The sequence below is a fragment of the Citrobacter sp. Cpo126 genome (assembly GCF_030332445.1).
Classification (GTDB): domain Bacteria; phylum Pseudomonadota; class Gammaproteobacteria; order Enterobacterales; family Enterobacteriaceae; genus Citrobacter; species Citrobacter portucalensis.
Genome location: NZ_JAOWHT010000032.1, coordinates 781,154 through 800,790, shown reverse-complemented (window position 1 = coordinate 800,790; position 19,637 = coordinate 781,154). Strand labels below are relative to the sequence as shown.

Below are 19,637 nucleotides of genomic sequence, written 5' to 3'. Positions count from 1 at the left end.
ATGGAAAACATGCTGACTTTCGCCCATCAACAACAGCGCCGAAATGTGCGCTGGATACTGTCACTGTCAGTACTGATGCTACTGGCAACGATTCTAAGCTTGTGCGCAGGAGAACAATGGATCGCTCCCGGCGACTGGTTCAGCGCCCGCGGCGATCTGTTCGTCTGGCAAATTCGACTTCCCCGTACCCTTGCCGTTTTGCTGGTAGGCGCTGCATTGGCCTTATCTGGCGCAGTGATGCAAGCTCTGTTTGAAAACCCGCTCGCAGAGCCTGGATTACTGGGCGTATCTAACGGCGCGGGAGTCGGGCTTATCGCGGCGGTGCTGCTGGGGCAGGGGCAACTCCCCGGCTGGGCGTTGGGCCTTTGCGCGATTGCCGGGGCGCTGATTATCACGCTTATTCTGCTACGTTTCGCCCGTCGACATCTGTCTACCAGCCGTCTGCTGCTGGCGGGGGTGGCGCTGGGGATTATCTGCAGCGCGCTGATGACATGGGCTATCTACTTCTCTACCTCGTTTGACTTACGACAGCTGATGTACTGGATGATGGGGGGCTTCGGTGGCGTAGACTGGCATCAGGCCTGGCTCATGGTGGCGTTGATTCCGGTGTTGGTGTGGATTTGCTGTCAGTCGCAGCCGATGAATATGCTGGCGTTAGGAGAGACTTCTGCACGTCAGTTGGGACTGCCATTATGGTTCTGGCGCAACCTGCTGGTGGTTGCCACAGGCTGGATGGTTGGCGTGAGCGTGGCTCTGGCAGGGGCGATTGGTTTTATTGGGCTTGTGATCCCGCATATTTTGCGACTGTGCGGCCTCACCGATCACCGTGTTTTACTGCCAGGTTGTGCGTTGGCTGGCGCAATCGCATTATTGTTTGCTGATGTTGTCGCGCGTTTGGTGCTGGCCTCGGCTGAGTTACCTATCGGCGTGGTAACGGCCACCATGGGTGCACCGGTATTTATCTGGCTATTGTTAAAAGCCGCGCGCTAGAACGCGTTGGTTCGGTCTATGATTAAAAACTGAAAATCCACCTGTTGTTCTGGAGATGCTATGCAAAACACTATCCTCGATACAGAAGTGACGACCATCGACGGCGAAGTTACCTCACTGCAGCCGTATTCCGGGAATGTGCTGTTAATCGTCAACGTTGCTTCAAAATGTGGACTGACGCCGCAGTACGAGCAACTGGAAAATCTGCAGAAAGCCTGGCACCAACAGGGCTTCAGCGTTCTTGGTTTCCCTTGCAATCAGTTTCTGGGCCAGGAGCCGGGCAGCGAAGAGGAAATAAAAACGTACTGCAGTACCACATGGGGCGTAACTTTCCCGATGTTCAGCAAAATTGACGTCAACGGCGAGGGACGCCATCCGCTGTATCAGAAGCTGATTGATGCCGCGCCAACGGCCGTTGCGCCTGCGGATAGTGGGTTCTACGAGCGAATGGCGAGCAAAGGTCGTGCGCCGCTCTACCCGGACGATATCCTGTGGAATTTCGAGAAGTTTTTAGTGGGTCGCGATGGAAAAGTGCTGCAACGATTCTCACCGGATATGACGCCTGAGGATCCCATCCTGGTGCAAACCATCAAGCAGGCGCTGGCAAACTAATGTCTCGATTGATGCAGCTACAGGACGTCGCGGAATCGACCCGTCTCGGCCCGCTTTCTGGTGAGATCAAAGCAGGAGAGATCTTGCATTTAGTGGGACCAAACGGTGCCGGAAAAAGTACGCTGTTGGCGCGTATGGCGGGTCTGACAAACGGAGAGGGCAGTATCACTTTTGGTGATATGCCGTTGGAGGAATGGCCCGCCGCCAGGCTGGCGCAATATCGCGCCTATCTTGCGCAACAGCAAAATCCGCCGTTTGCCATGCCGGTCTGGCATTTTCTAACGCTGCATCAACCCGACAAAGCACGCACCGATCTGTTACAGGAGATCGCCGATGCGCTCGGCCTGGGAGATAAACTGGGGCGCGGCGTGAACCAACTTTCCGGCGGTGAGTGGCAGCGTGTGCGCCTGGCTGCGGTTATCCTGCAGATTTGCCCACAAGCGAATCCATTAGGTCAGCTTTTACTGCTGGATGAGCCGATGAACAGTCTGGACGTCGCGCAACAAAACGCACTGGACCGACTGTTGAGTCAGCTGTGTTTGCAGGGCATAGCGATTGTGATGAGTAGCCACGACCTTAATCACACCTTACGCCATGCGCATAAAGCCTGGCTACTCAAGCGCGGGAAACTGCTTGCCAGTGGTTCACGAGATGCGGTACTGACGCCGGCCAATCTGTCTGCGGCCTATGGCGTCAACTTCCGACGTTTGGATATTGAAGGGCACAGAATGCTCATATCAACCACTTAAGTGAAATGGGTTCTTGAAAATCATATAATTTCCACGCTAAATTGGCATAAAAATAAAATTCAGAGGATTCGTACTGAATGCGCTTTTGGCTCCTTTTCATTACAGCATTGTTTTTGGCGGGCTGCAGCAGCCATCGTGCGCCTGCGCCAAATGCCCGACTGTCGGATTCTATTGCCGTTATCGCCGGTCTTAATGATCAGCTACAAACCTGGCATGGCACACCCTATCGTTATGGCGGTATGAGTCGTAGTGGGGTGGATTGTTCTGGATTTGTTTTGATGACGATGCGCGATAAATTCGACCTGCAACTCCCGCGCGATACGCGTACGCAATCAAAGATTGGTACCGAAATTGATAAAGACGATTTGCTGCCCGGCGATCTGGTTTTCTTTAAAACCGGGTCTGGGGAAAGCGGTCTACATGTTGGTATTTACGATACCAATAATCAATTTATTCATGCCTCAACCAGTCGTGGCGTGATGCGTTCGTCTCTGGATAACGTTTACTGGCGTAAAAACTTTTGGCAGGCGCGACGTATTTAATCCCCCGCAACTCCGAGGCTGCCATCGAGTGCGCAGCCTCAACATCACCATTTGAAAGTTAACTTTTATTTCTGCTTTTGGTTAGACAATACCCCTGAACATTAAGAGCGTATCTTGCTAAAAATATGATTTATTCCGAGATATTAAAAAGTGCAAAGCTGGATATTCGCTTATAATCAGGATAAGCTAAAAAAAAGGATTCGATTTACCGGCTAAAAAGGGAAAAATGAAAGGGCCTCTACTTGCATCAGCAGTAACGTATTTCTCCATCCTTTGCTACAGGATGCCGGATAACACCCATGCAGCGGGGCTGGCACGATGATTGTTTCACTGGATAATCTTTACCATTCTGAGTTCTCTTTTCTTCCTGCGAGAAGCGAAAAAGGCGATCTTGAATTCGTCGATATCATCACCAGTTTCGCCAGTGCGCATGGGGATGTGCGTATACCCACCGAGCTGGTCCTACCTCGGATGTCAGACGACGAACAATGTCGTTTATTTGTAGAAAAACTAGAATTAATCGAAACGTGCCAACATTTTTTTATTCAGCGAAAAGTATCCGCCTGGATTAATTTAACGCCAGCAGTTGCTAATACTTTATTATCAGATACTGAACTTGCTTCACAAGTTGAACGATTTTCATTTCTGGAGCTGACTATTCATGAAAGCTATCCGGAGTTAAACAAAGGTAAAGATAATCCAATATTGGCCGCACTTGCTGCGCGATTTCCATTAGTCCTGACAAACTATGGTTCTGGCGGTATATCAACCCGGGCAATTTTTGACGGCCTGTTCAAACGCGTCGTGCTGGATAAAAACTTTGTTCAACAAAGGATTGCACATATTTCGTTTGAACCGTTTATGCGGGCTATTCTTGCGCAACTATCGCCCAGCTGTGAGTCAATAATCATTAGCGGAATTGATACACAAGAGATGCTGGAGCGCGTCTTGCCTGTGGGATTCAGTGCCATGCAGGGAGGATTGTGGCCTGCGGTGCCACCTGCGCAGATAATTTCGCTCGCTAAGATATAACCCTTTTTTTTGCTGGTGTTTAACAGGCTATTAACAGTCTACACTAGAGGCAGGAGGCCCTATGACCCTGTCTTTTACCACTCGCTGGCGTGATGAACTACCAGCAACCTATACCGCGCTTTCACCCACCCCTCTGAAAAACGCGCGCCTTATCTGGCATAACGATGCGCTGGCGGAGCAATTAGCCATTCGTGCGGAGCTATTTGATATTCCGACTGGTGCAGGCGTTTGGGGCGGCGAATCGTTGCTTCCCGGGATGTCGCCTTTAGCCCAGGTTTATAGTGGGCATCAGTTCGGCGTCTGGGCTGGTCAGCTTGGCGACGGACGTGGGATCCTGCTGGGCGAACAACAGCTCGCGGATGGTTCAACGTTTGACTGGCACCTGAAAGGCGCCGGACTCACGCCGTATTCCCGCATGGGTGATGGGCGTGCCGTGTTGCGCTCGACCATTCGTGAAAGCCTGGCCAGTGAAGCGATGTACTACCTGGGAATACCGACCACGCGGGCATTGTCGATTGTCACCAGTGACACGCCGGTTTATCGCGAAACGGTCGAAGCAGGGGCGATGCTCATTCGCGTGGCGCAAAGCCATATGCGGTTTGGCCACTTTGAGCATTTTTACTATCGCCGAGAGCCGGAAAAAGTGCGTGAGTTGGCTGACTTTGCGATTCGCCATTACTGGCCGCAATGGCAGGAAGAAGCCGATAAGTATCAGCTGTGGTTTAACGATGTTGTCACGCGTACTGCGACGTTAATCGCTGACTGGCAGGCGGTAGGATTTGCGCATGGTGTTATGAACACGGACAACATGTCGATTCTGGGTCTGACGATGGATTACGGTCCATTCGGTTTTCTTGATGATTACGTGCCCGATTATATCTGCAACCACTCTGACAACCAGGGGCGATACAGTTTCGATAACCAACCGGCTGCCGCGTTGTGGAACTTGCAACGTCTGGCGCAAACCCTGTCGCCATTTATCCCGGTCGAGACGCTCAATGATGCGCTGGACGGTTACCAACTGGCGCTGTTAACTCGCTACGGTCAGCGGATGCGGCAAAAGCTCGGCTTCTTTAGCGAGCAGAAAGACGATAACGAACTGCTTAGCGAACTGTTTAGTCTGATGGCGAGGGAAAGAAGTGATTATACGCGAACGTTTCGTATGCTCAGCCAAACGGAACAACACAGTGCGCAATCCCCACTGCGCGATGAGTTTATCGACCGCGCGGCGTTTGACGACTGGTTCACGCGGTATCGCTCGCGTCTGCAGCAAGACAACATTGCTGACGCAGTCAGACAAACGCAGATGAAGGCGGCTAATCCGGCGATGGTATTACGTAACTGGCTGGCGCAACGGGCGATTAGTCAGGCAGAGCAGGGGGATTACGCCGAACTGCATCGGTTGCACCAGGCGTTGCGTACCCCGTTTGCCGACCGCGATGACGACTATGCCAGCCGTCCACCTGACTGGGGCAAACGGCTGGAAGTGAGTTGTTCAAGCTAAGGGGCCAGAAATACCTGCGGGGAGGCGCTGGCCGGATGCTGGCCAACGTGTACCTGAGCACCGTACCAGCGCTTCAGATCATCGGCCTGTAACACAGTTTCCGGTGTTCCCTGCGACACCAGCCTGCCGTTGTGCAGCAGCACTATTCTGTCTGCCCACAGTGCGGCGAGGTTCAGATCGTGAAGCACAATGCACACATGCAGCTCACCCGAAGCGGTTAGCGTTTTTAGCATGCGCAACAGATGCTGCTGGTGGTAAAGATCCAGCGCGGAGGTGGGTTCATCAAGGAATAACCAACCGCGAGGAGCGCCGTGGCACCAGAGTTGCGCCAGCGCGCGGGCTAACTGCACTCGCTGTTGCTCGCCGCCGGAAAGCGCGGCGTATTGCCGGCCTGCCAGAGGCGTACATCCGGTCATCTCCATTACCTGTGCAATAAGCCCAGGTTCCGGTCGTTGGGTCCAGGGCGCGCGACCCATCGCGATGACGGCCTCTACCGGCCAGTCAAACCCCAACTGTGTTTGCTGACGCATTACCGCCCGGTGTCGCGACAGCATTTGGGTAGGCCACTCTTCCAGCGGTTTGCCCGCCAGCACGCAGCGCCCGGTAGCCGGTTTCAGAAAACCGGTCAGCAAGCGTAGCAGAGTGGATTTCCCCGCACCGTTTGGGCCGATGAGCGCCACCAGTTCACCTTTTGTAAGGGCGAGTGATACATTGTCAATTACCGCTCTGCCAGCTACGTGATAGTGAAGCCCTTCAGCGATGAAATGTTCAGCCATGCGGTCCTCGCTGACGAAAAATAAGCCATAAAAACCACGGTGCGCCGAGAAGACTGGTCAACAGACCGACCGGCATCTCCGCAGGCGCAACCGCCGTACGGGCTAGTGTGTCGGCAATCAGCAATAAAAATGCGCCCGCCAGCACGGAACCCGGAATAACTGCCCGATGGTCTGAGCCGAGCCACATACGTATTAAATGTGGGATGACCAACCCGATAAAGCCAATCACGCCGCTTACCGCCACGGCTGAGGCAACCAGTAGTGCGCTACAAAGCAGCAAAATACGCTGGATTGTACGCACATCAACGCCGAGATAATGCGCCTCTTCCTCACCCAGTTGTAGAAGATTCAGCGCCGGAGCAAGTCGCCAGATGATCAGCACTGTCGGGATTGTCAGTGAAGTGACAGCCAACAGTGTGGACCACTGCGCGGCCCCCAGACTTCCCATTCCCCATAGCGACAGCTGGCGCAGTTGCGCATCATTACTGACCCACGACAAAACGCCAACCGCCGCCCCACAGAGCGCGTTAATGGCAATGCCGACCAGCAGCAGGCGTGAGAGTGAACCGTCGCGCTGTTGGCTAAGGATAAAAATCACTATGGTTGCCGCCAGCGCGCCGAAAAAAGCGGCCAGCATTGGAGCATACAACATCAGCAGCGCGGGCAAGGAGACAGGCAGCACCACCCACAGGGCCACAGCGCAGGCGGCGCCGCTGCTTATTCCCAGTAATCCAGGGTCTGCAAGTGGATTGCGAAACAGCCCCTGCATCACGCAGCCCGCGAGCGCCAGAGAGCCGCCAATCACCAGCGCCAGCAGGACGCGGGGCAGACGAATCGTGAGCCAGATTTGACGCAGTGCCTCATCGCCATCACGCCAGAGCAGACTTACCGGCAGGCGCAACGCGCCAAAACCGGTAGCCAGAACCGTCATTACAACCAGCATCAATGCCAACATCCACAACGAACAGGTGATCCGCCGGGACATCAGGGCAATTGCTCCGCTTTAGCACGAAGCTGCAAAATAGCCTGTGGCGTGCGAACGCTGAAGCCCAACAGCGCCATATCGTCAACCTGCAATACCTGTTTATTCCTTCCGGCAGGTGTTTGCGCAAGTCCCGGTAGCGCCCACAGGTTTGCCTCGCCACCCATCGCCTTAACACCTTCTTGTGAAATCACTACCAGATCGGGCTGGCTGGCAATGACGCCTTCTTGTGACAGCGGCTGATAGCGATTAACGCCCTGCATCGCGTTGCGTAGACCTGCGGCACGAATCGCCGCATCGGCTCCGGTTTGCTGGCCCGCCGCCATCGCGGTCATCCCGCCATGATTGAGAATAAACAGCACACGTTTATTAAGTTCAGATGACGGGAGCGTCGCCAGTTCCTGACGTAACGTTGCGCGCAGCGTTTCGCCGTCGGCCTCCCGATGAGTAGCCTCGGCGATAACCCGAACTTTTTCATCAATCGCGTTAAGATCGTTGCTTGCTGGGATCGTGACAACCCTGACGTTGCTCTGCTCGAGCTGTTTTAACACCAGAGAAGGCTGCGCCTGCGCGCTGGCAAGGACCAGCGTAGGGCGTGTGGCAAGGATCCCTTCGGCGTTGAGCTGGCGCAAATAACCAACATCAGGTAACGCGGTTGCCGCAGCAGGCCATTGGCTGGTGCTGTCTCTCGCCACAAGGGAGGGTTGTGCTCCCAGTGCGTATACGATCTCGGTGACATCGCCACCGAGGGCAACAACTCGCTCCTCGGGCGCAGCCAGTGCGGCGAAGGGCAGCAGCGCGATCAGGGCCAGCAGTTTTTTCATGCGGCCAGTCCTTTCGGCGTTAGCGCGTCAATCTGTGTGCGCCATTGCGTCTGTTCCGGCTCGCCTTCCGTACGTTGACCATACAATTGTGCGATTTGCGTACCGTCGGCAGCAAACAGTTCCAGACTGGTGACGTGGCCATCGACGGTCGGTTTGCGCGTCACCCACGTTTCGGCCACGCTCTCTTCCAGCAGATGCAGGGTAAAGGTTGGGTTGAAGATGTTTAGCCAGCCTTTCATCGGTACCAGTTTTTCAATCACGCCGGTAAAAATCTGTACACAGCCGCGATTACCCACAAAAACCATAATTTCGTTGCCATCCTGACGCGCGGTGTCGAGTAACTGCGCCAGTGCACTATTAGAAACCTTACAGGCCAGATCGTCGCCCACCAGATTAAACGCCTGTTGGCGGGTGAGTTCATGGCGTTTCAGCAGACCGAAGAACTGGTGGACATCGGTCATCGCTCGCCACTCTTGATCAACGGTCTGCGCATCGACCGTGACGGCGGCAGGCGCGGAATTGTTGGCGGGTTGCAGTGCCAGCGGCGGGTTTTCTGCAAAGATGAAACGGGTCAGCAACGCTGCCCATTCCTCAACGAGGGTATTTTGCGTGGTATAGACCTTCAGCAGCGCATCTCCCTGATGGTCGAAGAACTGAATGCTCTGACGCTCACCATGGGCGGTTGTTTCGCTGATATGAAAGGTACTGGCCCACTGATTCAGGAACAGACGCAGATCGAGGGCGCGCGGATTGAGAACCAGTCCGGCATGACCGTTGAGGTGCTGATTGGTAAAAGCACCCACCTGCTCATGTACTGCGTATTCATTGCGGCAAATACATTTGGTTTCGCCAACTGCTTCCAGTGCGCTGAGAATTTCACGCACTTCGCCACGTAAGCGCCAGGCATCGTGACCGACGCGTGCAAAGGTCAGTTCGGCTTCGCTAATATTCATCAACCCCGCAATATCACGTGCGTATTTGCCAGGATTTTCTTTCTTCAGTTCCAGCCAGCGTGTGTAATGATTCATTGTCTCTTCCTTCCAGATTGCGGCCCCGGCGAACCGGGGAAAAGTGATTACCACTGATAACTCACGAAAATTTTGCCATTACGACCATCCTGCGGAATGCCTTGCGGCGACCAGTACTCTTTGTCGAAGGCGTTGCCCAGTACCAGCGTGGTGGTCATGCCTTTCAGCGCTTGTTGGCCCTGATAGCTGACGTAGAAATCGTTTACCGCATAGCCGGGCTGTTTAGCGTAGGTGCTGCTGATATGCGTTGAACGGTCAGCAAATGTCCCTATCCAGCCGACAGAGAAACCGCTGTGCGCAACTGGCACATTCAGTTTGCTGGTGACGGTGTCCGGGTTAATGCTTGAAATGTATTCGCCGGTGTCAGTATCTTTTCCGCGTGTGCGGTTATAGGCCATGTCGAGGCTGAACAGATCGGCGGAATATTTCGCCATCACATCCCAGCCCCAGATTTTGGCGTTGGGTACGTTATAGGACATGGTTGTCGCAGCGGCGAAATCGACGCTGGTGGAGATGTAATCTTTCGCTTTGGTGTCGAAATAGCTGGCTTTAAATTCGAGCGCGTCGCTCGCCATCAGAAGATCGTCAAAGCGCAGGCCAAATCCGTATTCCTGTGTTTCGTTGGTTTCCGGGCGCAGGTTAGGGTTCGGCACCCAGTAGTTGGTGTAAAAACGACCAATCGAGAAGTGTTTCGCATCGTTATACATCTCCCCCATAGTAGGGGCACGAAAAGCCTGAGCGTATGAACCGAACAGCATCAGCCAGTCAGTTGGCGCAACCGTTAATCCGGCGCGGGACGACCATTTATCGGCATCGACATCTTCATAACCGTCGCTGCTGCCGCGATAAGAGTCATAACGGGTACCGCCCAGCAGCGTAACCGGCAGGTCGCGCAGGGTGATTTCATCCTGGAGCCAGCCGGAGCTGAAATCGATCTTAGCCTCCGGGAAACCAGTTGTTGCTCCTCCCGGTTGTTGTTCCTGACGATAGTATTCACCGCCGTAGGTCAACAGGTGAGATGCAAAAGAGTCGGTAAACAGACGGCTGCGGTTGTCGATCTTCCCGCCTTTGGTGGTTTGCTTGCGAAATTCGCCAGTGTTATCTGCATTCTGAGCATTAATGCGCGCTTCGGACCAGTAGATACGGGCGTCAGCGTTCAGCCAGTCATTGTCCGCCGGAGCGAGCGAGTAGGTTAGTTGCGCATCACGCTGGATCGTTGAACGGTTGGTCATCGGATTGCTGGCATCCGCCGCGCTGGTCTGCGGGTTTTTAGGTTCCCGGGCGTCATTATTGTAGTAACGCAGCGAACCGGCCAGCGTCTGGGCGCTGTCAATTTTCCAGCTACCTTTCGCCAGCATATTGTTAATTGCTTCGTCATTCGGCGCAGTAGTACCGTCACTCTGGCGTAAATCACCGCGATCGCGGCTGGACCAGGCAAGCAGTCCGTCCAGCGTATCGGTACGGCCATACGTGCTGGCACCCATGCCGAGACTGTGATCGCCGGTTGCCGCGGTACCGAACACGCGATAACCGCTGTTTTGCCCGACGTCCAGTAGATCTTTGGCATCTGCAGTGTCATAGGCGATCACGCCGCCTAGCGCGCCGCTACCGTACAGTAGTGCGGAAGGGCCACGCACGACTTCGATGCGTTTGATAAGCGCCGGGTCGAGGAAGGTACTGTTCAGGTGTCCGGTGTCGGTTCCCTGACGAACGCCGTCAACCAGTACCAGAACTCCGCGTCGATCATAGCCGCGCAGATTCACGTCCTGGCCGTTGGTACGGCCCGTACCGTCAAGGGTCAGGCCTGGAACCTTACGTAACAGGTCGGCAGCGGAGCTGGCGGTTTGGTTTTCTGGGGCGGTGGCGTCAATGACGCTAACCATCATTGGCGCTTCAAAGGCGCTACGGGCATTGCCGGTGGCGGTAACGGTCATATCCTCGACCGCCGCATAGGCGACGGCGGGCAGGTTACTGATAATCGCCAGCGCCAACAGCGATGGGCGCAGGGAAGCGGTGTGCAGGTAAGGCATAGCAACTCTCCATTAGGAAATCGAAAAGCGCTGGCTGCCTGGGTATGACCTGGGTGGCTGGCGAAATGTGTTGTTTATTTAGTCAGAATGAGTTTTCCGGCTTGTGTCTGGCGCAGCAGGTAGTGCTGACCATCATGTTCTATGATCACGCGTCCTTCGTTACCAAGCAGGGTTTTACTGTCAATTCGTCGCTCGTTGGGCGCGACGGAAGGCGGTGTTTTGTCTTTTGCAGGCGTTGCCGTTGTGTTATCCATACGTGACATAGTGTTTAAAAATAACAATCAATGTAACAATGATAATCATTATCATCAAACTACAAATTTGCGGCAAGCGTTTTTGTGAAATAATTGTGACGAGAACGTTTTTTGCGCAATAAGCAAGGGGAAAACAAGGGATTAGCGCCGGGCAAGGTGATATTGCCCGGCGAACAGCATTAAAAACGGCTATCAACCGCAGAGGCGAGTTTTTCAACCAACAGTTCAGTATCTTCCCAGTTCAGGCACGGGTCGGTAATGGACTGACCGTAAACCAGCGGCTGGCCGCTAACGATTTTTTGCGTACCTTCACGCAAGAAACTCTCCGCCATAATCCCGGCAATCGCCGTCGAACCATTGCGAATTTGCTGGCATACATCATCACAAACGTCCAACTGACGGCGATGCTGCTTCTGGCAATTGCCGTGGCTAAAATCGACCACCAGATGCTCAGGCAGGGAAAATTCGTGCAGGGTATCGCAGGCGGCAGCAATATCTTCAGCATAATAATTCGGCTTTTTACCGCCACGCATGATGATATGCCCGTAAGGGTTACCGCTGGTCTGGTAAATGGTCATCTGACCGGTTTTATCCGGCGAGAGGAACATGTGACTGGCGCGGGAGGCGCGAATCGCATCGACGGCGATGCGCGTGTTGCCATCCGTTCCGTTCTTAAAGCCAACCGGGCAGGAGAGCGCGGAGGCCATTTCACGATGGATCTGACTTTCGGTGGTGCGCGCGCCAATAGCTCCCCAACTGATTAAATCAGCAATAAACTGGCCGGTCACCATGTCGAGGAATTCAGTCGCCGTGGGGACGCCCAGTTCGTTGACCTGCAACAGCAGTTTTCGCGCCAGTTCAATACCGTGGTTCACACGATAACTGCCATTCAAATCCGGGTCGGAAATCAGGCCTTTCCAGCCTACGACGGTGCGTGGTTTTTCAAAATAGGTACGCATCACGATTTCCAGACGCGCCTGGTGCTTAGTGCGCAGCGCCTGTAACCGTGTCGCGTATTCCATCGCGGCATCAAGATCGTGAATCGAGCAGGGACCTACGATCACCAGTAAACGGGGGTCTTCACCATTTAAAATTTTTTCTATCCGACGTCGGGAGTCCGTAACATGACGGGCGACGGAGGACGAAACAGGATGCCGTTGCGCAAGCTCTGCTGGAGTGACCAGGTTGTCAATACGCGCAGTACGGAGTTCATCGGTTCTGTTCATTACTTGTCTCAGAAATTTGTTGCTTCAACGGCAGGACTACCGGGAAGTGATGTACATCACAATATCACACTCATCCTGCCTGGTGGCGAGCATAATAACAAAAAATCGAACCAATGCACTAGCATTCTAGTACATGCGGCGATTCAGTCCCATGATATCGAGGATCTTGGTAGCAATCTCTTCTACCGAATAATTGGTACTGTTCAGCCAGGGGATCTGGTTTTTCCGATAAAGCGCTTCCACCTCAGCAACTTCCATACGGCACTGACGCAGCGAGGCGTAACGGCTGTTCTCACGGCGTTCTTCGCGGATGGCCGCCAGGCGCTCAGGGTCGATAGTCAGACCGAACAGCTTATGCTGCAACGGCTTCAGGGAGGTGGGCAGCACCAGATTATCCATATCATCGGCAATAAAGGGGTAGTTGGCCGCGCGGATACCAAACTGCATGGCCAGATACAAACTGGTCGGGGTTTTGCCGCAACGGGAAACGCCGAGCAGGATCACCTGCGCCTGATCGAGGTTGCGCAACGAAATACCGTCGTCGTGGGCGAGGGTGTAGTCAATGGCAGCAATGCGCGCGTCGTACTTGTTGAGGTTACCGGGATTCAGACCGTGAGTGCGATGGGCGATAGGCGTAGGGTCGAGTTTCATCTCGTGTTGCAGTGGGGCAACCAACGCCTGCACGATATCCTGACAAAACCCTTCGCTTTGCAGAATGATCGAGCGAATTTCCGGCAGGACGATGGAGTAAAACACTAAAGGGCGCACGCCAGTTTGTTGGTAGATAGCGTCAATCTGGTCTTTAACCGCGCGCGCACGACTCTCATTTTCCACAAACGGCAGCGTAATGCTGCTGATCGTGACAGGAAATTGCGACATCACCGCGTGACCCAATACCTCGGCGGTGATGGCCGTACCATCAGAAATATAAAATACGTGACGATCAACAGCATTATCCATTTTGCTCATCCTGGGGCAGATATAATTCTCTGAAAGCATAAATTAAAATTCGCCAGAAGCGAATATTGCGGCATCTATTTTATAAAATGAAACGGTATTTTTATATTTAATGAAAAGTGGATTTCATTTTTCGGAACAAATGTTTATACCGATCGTTTTTGTGGTGATCCCGTGTGGCTCGCGGGTTTGCGCAAATGCGGAAACAATCTGAAAAAATAAAAAATAAAGTTGCTTGAACGATTCACCGTTTTTTTCGCCGGAGTAAATATGCCAAGATAATTACGCAAAATTGAGTTTCCTAACCTCGTTCATATATAAGGATTGTTCGATGTCCAACAATGGCTCGTCACCGCTGGTGCTTTGGTATAACCAACTCGGCATGAATGATGTAGACAGAGTTGGAGGCAAAAATGCCTCCCTGGGTGAAATGATTACTAACCTTTCAGGTATGGGTGTTTCCGTACCGAATGGTTTTGCAACGACCGCCGATGCGTTTAACCAGTTTCTGGACCAGAGCGGTGTAAACCAGCGCATTTATGAGCTGCTGGATAAAACGGATATCGACGATGTCACTGAGCTTGCGAAAGCCGGGGCACAGATCCGCCAGTGGATTATCGACACTCCTTTCCAGCCCGAACTGGAAAATGCCGTCCGCGATGCCTACGCGCAGCTGTCAGCGGACGATGCCAATGCCTCTTTTGCCGTGCGTTCTTCCGCTACCGCAGAAGATATGCCAGATGCGTCATTTGCCGGTCAGCAGGAAACCTTCCTCAACGTCCAGGGATTTGATGCCGTACTGGTTGCCATCAAACACGTATTTGCCTCGCTGTTTAACGACCGCGCGATCTCTTATCGTGTTCACCAGGGCTATGACCACCGTGGCGTCGCACTTTCTGCTGGCGTTCAGCGGATGGTGCGTTCTGACCTCGCGTCCTCAGGCGTAATGTTCTCCATCGATACCGAATCCGGTTTCGACCAGGTTGTCTTTATCACGTCCGCCTGGGGCCTGGGCGAAATGGTCGTGCAGGGCGCCGTTAACCCGGATGAATTCTACGTGCACAAACCGACCCTGGCGGCTAACCGTCCGGCGATCGTCCGTCGCACAATGGGATCGAAAAAAATCCGCATGATTTACGCGCCGACCCAGGAACACGGTAAGCAGGTGACCATTGAAGATGTCCCGCAGGAACAACGCGACATTTTCTCCCTGACTAACGAAGAAGTGCAGGAACTGGCTAAGCAGGCGGTGCAGATCGAGAAGCACTACGGTCGTCCAATGGACATCGAATGGGCGAAAGACGGTCATACCGGCAAGCTGTTCATTGTTCAGGCGCGTCCAGAAACCGTGCGCTCTCGCGGTCAGGTGATGGAGCGTTATACGCTGCATGCTCAGGGTAAAATTATTGCTGAAGGTCGCGCCATCGGCCACCGCATTGGCGCGGGTCCGGTCAAAGTCATTCATGACATCAGCGAAATGAACCGCATCGAACCAGGCGACGTACTGGTTACCGACATGACCGACCCGGACTGGGAACCGATCATGAAGAAAGCGGCAGCAATTGTCACTAACCGTGGCGGTCGTACCTGTCACGCGGCAATCATTGCCCGTGAACTGGGGATCCCGGCCGTGGTGGGCTGTGGCGATGCGACCGAGCGCATGAAAGATGGTGAGAAGGTAACTGTCTCCTGTGCCGAAGGCGATACCGGTTATGTTTACGCTGACATGCTCGACTTTAGCGTGAAGAGTTCCAGCGTGGAGACCATGCCGGATCTGCCGTTGAAGGTGATGATGAACGTCGGTAACCCGGACCGGGCTTTCGACTTTGCCTGTCTGCCAAACGAAGGCGTCGGCCTGGCGCGTCTGGAATTTATCATCAACCGCATGATTGGCGTACACCCGCGTGCGCTGCTGGAGTTCGATGACCAGACGCCTGAACTGCAAAATGAAATCCGCGCCATGATGAAAGGTTTCGATTCTCCGCGTGAATTCTATGTCGGTCGTCTGACGGAAGGGATCGCAACGCTGGGTGCGGCGTTTTATCCAAAACGCGTCATCGTGCGTATGTCGGACTTTAAGTCCAACGAATATGCCAACCTGGTCGGCGGTGAGCGTTATGAACCGCATGAAGAGAACCCGATGCTGGGCTTCCGTGGGGCGGGCCGTTATGTTGCCGACAGCTTCCGCGACTGCTTCGCGCTGGAATGCGACGCGGTAAAACGTGTCCGTAACGACATGGGCCTGACTAACGTTGAAGTGATGGTACCGTTTGTACGTACCGTTGCCCAGGCGAAAGCGGTGGTGGAAGAGCTGGCACGCCAGGGGCTGAAACGCGGCGAGAACGGACTGAAGATCATCATGATGTGTGAGATCCCGTCTAACGCCTTGCTGGCCGAGCAGTTCCTCGAATACTTCGACGGCTTCTCCATCGGCTCAAACGACATGACGCAGCTGGCGCTGGGTCTGGATCGTGACTCTGGTGTGGTTTCTGAACTGTTTGATGAACGTAACGACGCGGTGAAAGCACTGCTGTCGATGGCGATTCGTGCAGCCAAGAAACAGGGTAAATACGTGGGTATTTGCGGCCAGGGACCTTCTGACCACGAAGACTTCGCAGCCTGGCTGATGGAAGAGGGGATCGACAGCCTGTCGCTGAACCCGGACACCGTCGTACAAACCTGGCTGAGTCTGGCTGAACTGAACAAGTAATATCATGCCTTATCCGGCCTATTCAACGTAGGCCGGATAAGATGCGTGAGCATCGCCATCCGGCGCTTTATCCTGTAATACTCTCCACGCTCAAACGCTGAATAATATCCTGACGAAGCTGGTATTTTTGTACTTTACCTGACGCCGTGCGCGGTAATTTCTCCACGATCACAATGTGCTCAGGGTATTTGTACTTTGCCACCCGCTTGCGGCTAAAAAATGCCACCACTGATTCCAGCGACAACGAATGATGCGGAGGTTTTAGAACCACGTAAGCACACGACCTTTCACCTAACCGTTCGTCCGGCATCGCGACAACACAGGCATCGTGAATGCGAGGATGCTGCAATAAAATATCCTCAACTTCGCGGCTGCTGATGTTTTCTCCACCGCGGACAATGATATCTTTTTTCCGTCCGGTGATTTTGATGTACCCCGCATCGTCCATTCGGCATAAGTCGCCGCTGTAATACCAGCCGTCTTGATCCAGCGCGCGGGCGGTGAGTTCGGGTTCATCGAGGTAGCCCATAAACACATTGGGACCACGCGAAGCTTCTTCACCTTCTACCCCCGCGGGCAACGTATTGCGTGCTTCGTCGACCACTTTAATTTCGACGCCTGCAGCAGCATATCCGTCGGTATTCATCATGCGAGAAAGCGAATCATCGAGATTGACCAGCGCATGCGGTGAACTCTCTGTCGAGCCATAAATGCTTAATAATTTTATGCCGAGCTGCTGGCAGTCACGGGCAATCTTCTGTGGAATGGTTGTGCCCCCACATAAGAAAAAGCGTAGCGATGAGAGATCGCGTGGTCGTTTTTCCATGCTACACAACATGTCGTAGACGAAGGGCGTTGCGCCGAGCACACAGGTACAGCGTTGTTGCTTCAGCAGTTCAAGACAGGCGGTTGGGGTGAAAATATCTAACAATACGCTGCGTGCGCCGATTAAAAACGGTGCAGTAACGCCATGCAGAAAACCGGTAGCGTGTCCCAGTGGTGCGGGCATCAAAAACACATCCTGCCAGGTGAGATTGAGGCGGGCACAGTAGGCGCGCTCGCTGGCAAGGATGTTGTTGTGGGTCAGCATTACGCCTTTTGGCATTCCCTCGGTACCGGAGGTAAACAACACAGCCGCCAGTTCATCGGCGTGAACATTAATCGTCTGGGTTAAAGGCGGAGCTAAAAGCAGTTGACTGAGCGCCAGCGAGGTAGTTGCCGGAGCCAGTTTATCCACGGCAACGATCTGTTGCAGATGCGGCAACTGGTTTTGTAAGGGGAGGATCAGATCGACCGGTCGGGTCTGTTTAAACAGCGTCGGTGCGAAAAAAATCTTCGCTTTACACTTATTTAGCACCCATACCAGCTCTGCTTCACGCCACGCTGGCAGCAGCGGTACGGAAACGGCCCCGGTTTTCAGGCAGGCCAGGTAGATAATCGTAAACTCGCACCAGCCCGGTAACTGGAAGGCAATGCGATCGCCGGGTTGAATACCGCAGGCTAAAAACCAGGTTGCCAGACTGCTGGCCGCGCTGTCGAGTGCAGCATAGGTGTATGAAGCGCCATGGTTATCAACCACGGCGATTTTATCTGGCATGGCTCTGGCAGTTTGGTTCCAGTAATCGCCAAGCGAAGCATCTCCCCATAAACCCTGTTGCCGCCAGACTTCGCGGCGTTCGGCGTTAAACGTTAGTGTGATACTCATGAAGTTATTCCCAGGATGATTTCGGCATACATCTGACCGGATGGCCGGCGTGGCCGATCCGGTGTACTACAGGCAAAATCCATTAGCCGTAGCGAAAATCAACGCCAAATGTTCCGACCGGATATTCCCATTGGTCGAGGATCGTGTCGCCGCACAGTACTCGACACGTTCCGCACTCCAGGCAACCAGCAGAATCAAAATGAATGTTTCCACTCTCATCCTGCTTATACAGCCCGGCGGGGCAGGCTTTCAGCAGCTTGCGAAATTCATTAAGGTCTGGATGTTCGGCCAGGATAATGTGCGGGTGGCCTTCATCGACATTGAATTTATTGACGCCCAGTTTGACGTCAACGTTAACGGTATTGTCCTGATTCATAGTGCAGTTGCCCCCTTGATACCGTCTTTCAGTAAGTTCATCAGCCCGATTTGTTTTGCGTGGGACATAATCATCTTGCGAACCGGTTGATTTGGACGTCCGTCAACGGTGAACATATCGCTCATGATGTCGGCCACCATACGCGGATACTGAGTGAACAGCCGTGGGTTTTCCATTAACGCCGGGATCTTGCGAAAATGCTGTAAATCACGCATCACACAGCCCTGTTCGAGCGCGCGCTTGTAGTCCATCAGGCTGCTGGCAGAGAAATCCTGGCGTTCTTTTGCTGCAATAGCTGTTTGGGCAGCGGCTTCTGCGGAAGCGATGGCCAAATCCATACCTCGCACCGTGAAACCCAGGTTCAAACAGAAACCGGCGGCATCGCCCACGATCATCACACCGTCATCGACCAGCTTTGGAACCATTGCCAGACCGCCTTCCGGCACCATATGCGCGGAATATTCCAGTAGTTCTCCACCGGCAATCAATGGCCGAATAGTTGGATGTTGCTTAAAGTCTTCCAGCATTTGTGGAATGCTTTTTGTGGCATGGGCAATATCCCCCAGACCACACACCAGACCCAGAGAGATGGAGTCCTGGTTGGTATACAAAAATCCGCCGCCCATCAACCCATCAGACGGTGAGCCTGCAAACAGCCAGGCCGCGCCTTCATTACCTGAAAGATTGAAGCGATCTGCAATGGCCGTTGGAGGTAAGCCGATCAGCTCTTTTACGCCAACGGCATAGTGATGTGCAGAAGAGGGCGGAACCATCCCCAGGGAACGCCCCAGCATAGAGTTGACGCCATCGGCAAGGATGACAATATTGGCTTCCAGGATATCGTCACCGGCCTGAACTCCGGTAACCTTATTACCTTCGCGGATCAGGGCATCGACGCGCACGCCGGGGATGAACTGCACGCCAGCTTGTTCCGCTTTTTCTATTAGCCATGGGTCAAGTCTGTTGCGCAAAACGGTATACGAATCCTGCGTTGGTGCGTCAGCTTTTTCACGATGGAAATCGAGAGTGACGGCGCTTTCTTCGGTCAGAAAGGAGATTTTTTCGCGGGTGACTTTACGCTCGAGCGGCGCTTCCTGCGCGAACCCCGGCATGATGCGCTCAAGACTATGTGCATAGAGTCTTCCGCCGGTCATATTTTTACTACCAGCACTGTTACCGCGCTCGATGACCAGTACGTCCAGTCCGGCCTGAGCCATCACGTAGCCTGCAACCGTACCCGCCACGCCAGCACCGACCACAATGGCATCAAATTTTTCATCTGACATGCTTTATGCTCCCTTCCCGCTGCGAGGGCAGCGGGATATGTGCGTTAAATGTGG

General features: G+C 53.7%; 18 protein-coding genes. 7 read left to right on the top strand and 11 right to left on the bottom strand.

Annotated elements, in window-relative coordinates; genetic code table 11:
• Positions 1 to 9 precede the first annotated feature (9 nt).
• From btuC to selO, 6 genes are all read left to right on the top strand, one after another.
• A complete protein-coding gene (gene btuC / locus OGY17_RS13045; RefSeq protein WP_003832584.1) occupies positions 10 to 990 on the top strand; it encodes a vitamin B12 ABC transporter permease BtuC in 981 nt (326 codons plus the stop codon).
• 60 nt (positions 991 to 1,050) lie between these two features.
• Positions 1,051 to 1,602 (top strand): glutathione peroxidase, encoded by a 552-nt coding sequence (locus tag OGY17_RS13040; RefSeq protein ID WP_003832585.1) that lies wholly within the window; start codon positions 1,051 to 1,053, stop codon positions 1,600 to 1,602.
• Entirely contained in the window at positions 1,602 to 2,351 is a 750-nt protein-coding gene (btuD, locus tag OGY17_RS13035) for a vitamin B12 ABC transporter ATP-binding protein BtuD (RefSeq protein WP_008784579.1), read from the top strand. Before OGY17_RS13040 ends, btuD begins: the two co-directional genes overlap by 1 nt.
• A gap of 77 nt (positions 2,352 to 2,428) precedes the next feature.
• A complete protein-coding gene (locus OGY17_RS13030; protein ID WP_003832591.1) occupies positions 2,429 to 2,893 on the top strand; it encodes an NlpC/P60 family protein in 465 nt (154 codons plus the stop codon).
• Between the two features lie 318 nt (positions 2,894 to 3,211).
• Positions 3,212 to 3,925, top strand: a complete 714-nt coding sequence (locus OGY17_RS13025; protein ID WP_057066974.1) for an EAL domain-containing protein — start codon at positions 3,212 to 3,214, stop codon at positions 3,923 to 3,925.
• Positions 3,926 to 3,986: 61 nt separating this feature from the next.
• Entirely contained in the window at positions 3,987 to 5,429 is a 1,443-nt protein-coding gene (gene selO / locus OGY17_RS13020; protein WP_286607428.1) for a protein adenylyltransferase SelO, read from the top strand.
• Here the strand turns inward: selO and OGY17_RS13015 are convergent.
• From OGY17_RS13015 to ppsR, 8 genes are all read right to left on the bottom strand, one after another.
• Positions 5,426 to 6,205, bottom strand: a complete 780-nt coding sequence (locus tag OGY17_RS13015; RefSeq protein WP_191214765.1) for a heme ABC transporter ATP-binding protein — start codon at positions 6,203 to 6,205, stop codon at positions 5,426 to 5,428. The genes selO and OGY17_RS13015 overlap by 4 nt on opposite strands.
• Positions 6,198 to 7,190 (bottom strand): FecCD family ABC transporter permease, encoded by a 993-nt coding sequence (locus OGY17_RS13010; protein ID WP_008784583.1) that lies wholly within the window; start codon positions 7,188 to 7,190, stop codon positions 6,198 to 6,200. The genes OGY17_RS13015 and OGY17_RS13010 overlap by 8 nt, the downstream gene beginning before the upstream one ends.
• Positions 7,190 to 8,011 (bottom strand): heme/hemin ABC transporter substrate-binding protein, encoded by an 822-nt coding sequence (locus OGY17_RS13005; protein WP_191214763.1) that lies wholly within the window; start codon positions 8,009 to 8,011, stop codon positions 7,190 to 7,192. Before OGY17_RS13005 ends, OGY17_RS13010 begins: the two co-directional genes overlap by 1 nt.
• The gene (chuS, locus tag OGY17_RS13000; RefSeq protein WP_125363163.1) at positions 8,008 to 9,039 is read right to left on the bottom strand and encodes a hematinate-forming heme oxygenase ChuS; all 1,032 of its coding nucleotides are present in this window, start codon (positions 9,037 to 9,039) and stop codon (positions 8,008 to 8,010) included. The genes OGY17_RS13005 and chuS overlap by 4 nt, the downstream gene beginning before the upstream one ends.
• Before the next feature lie 47 nt (positions 9,040 to 9,086).
• The gene (locus tag OGY17_RS12995) at positions 9,087 to 11,069 is read right to left on the bottom strand and encodes a TonB-dependent hemoglobin/transferrin/lactoferrin family receptor (RefSeq protein WP_079933934.1); all 1,983 of its coding nucleotides are present in this window, start codon (positions 11,067 to 11,069) and stop codon (positions 9,087 to 9,089) included.
• A 74-nt stretch (positions 11,070 to 11,143) separates the two neighbouring features.
• Entirely contained in the window at positions 11,144 to 11,332 is a 189-nt protein-coding gene (gene hemP / locus OGY17_RS12990) for a hemin uptake protein HemP (protein ID WP_032943171.1), read from the bottom strand.
• Between the two features lie 170 nt (positions 11,333 to 11,502).
• Positions 11,503 to 12,549 (bottom strand): 3-deoxy-7-phosphoheptulonate synthase AroH, encoded by a 1,047-nt coding sequence (gene aroH, locus OGY17_RS12985; protein ID WP_003030555.1) that lies wholly within the window; start codon positions 12,547 to 12,549, stop codon positions 11,503 to 11,505.
• A gap of 126 nt (positions 12,550 to 12,675) precedes the next feature.
• Entirely contained in the window at positions 12,676 to 13,509 is an 834-nt protein-coding gene (gene ppsR, locus OGY17_RS12980) for a posphoenolpyruvate synthetase regulatory kinase/phosphorylase PpsR (RefSeq protein WP_003832602.1), read from the bottom strand.
• Positions 13,510 to 13,837: 328 nt separating this feature from the next.
• Between ppsR and ppsA the strand changes: the two genes are divergently transcribed.
• Entirely contained in the window at positions 13,838 to 16,216 is a 2,379-nt protein-coding gene (ppsA, locus tag OGY17_RS12975; RefSeq protein WP_003832604.1) for a phosphoenolpyruvate synthase, read from the top strand.
• 67 nt (positions 16,217 to 16,283) lie between these two features.
• Here ppsA and fadK read toward each other — a convergent pair whose 3' ends face one another.
• From fadK to OGY17_RS12960, 3 genes are all read right to left on the bottom strand, one after another.
• Positions 16,284 to 17,921, bottom strand: a complete 1,638-nt coding sequence (gene fadK, locus OGY17_RS12970) for a medium-chain fatty-acid--CoA ligase (RefSeq protein ID WP_286607423.1) — start codon at positions 17,919 to 17,921, stop codon at positions 16,284 to 16,286.
• Positions 17,922 to 18,003: 82 nt separating this feature from the next.
• Positions 18,004 to 18,297: a ferredoxin family protein gene (locus OGY17_RS12965; RefSeq protein ID WP_003832609.1), complete on the bottom strand. Its 294-nt coding sequence runs from the start codon at positions 18,295 to 18,297 to the stop codon at positions 18,004 to 18,006.
• On the bottom strand, positions 18,294 to 19,583 hold the full coding sequence (locus tag OGY17_RS12960; protein ID WP_267456330.1) for an FAD-dependent oxidoreductase: 1,290 nt from the start codon (positions 19,581 to 19,583) through the stop codon (positions 18,294 to 18,296). The genes OGY17_RS12965 and OGY17_RS12960 overlap by 4 nt, the downstream gene beginning before the upstream one ends.
• Positions 19,584 to 19,637: the final 54 nt, after the last annotated feature.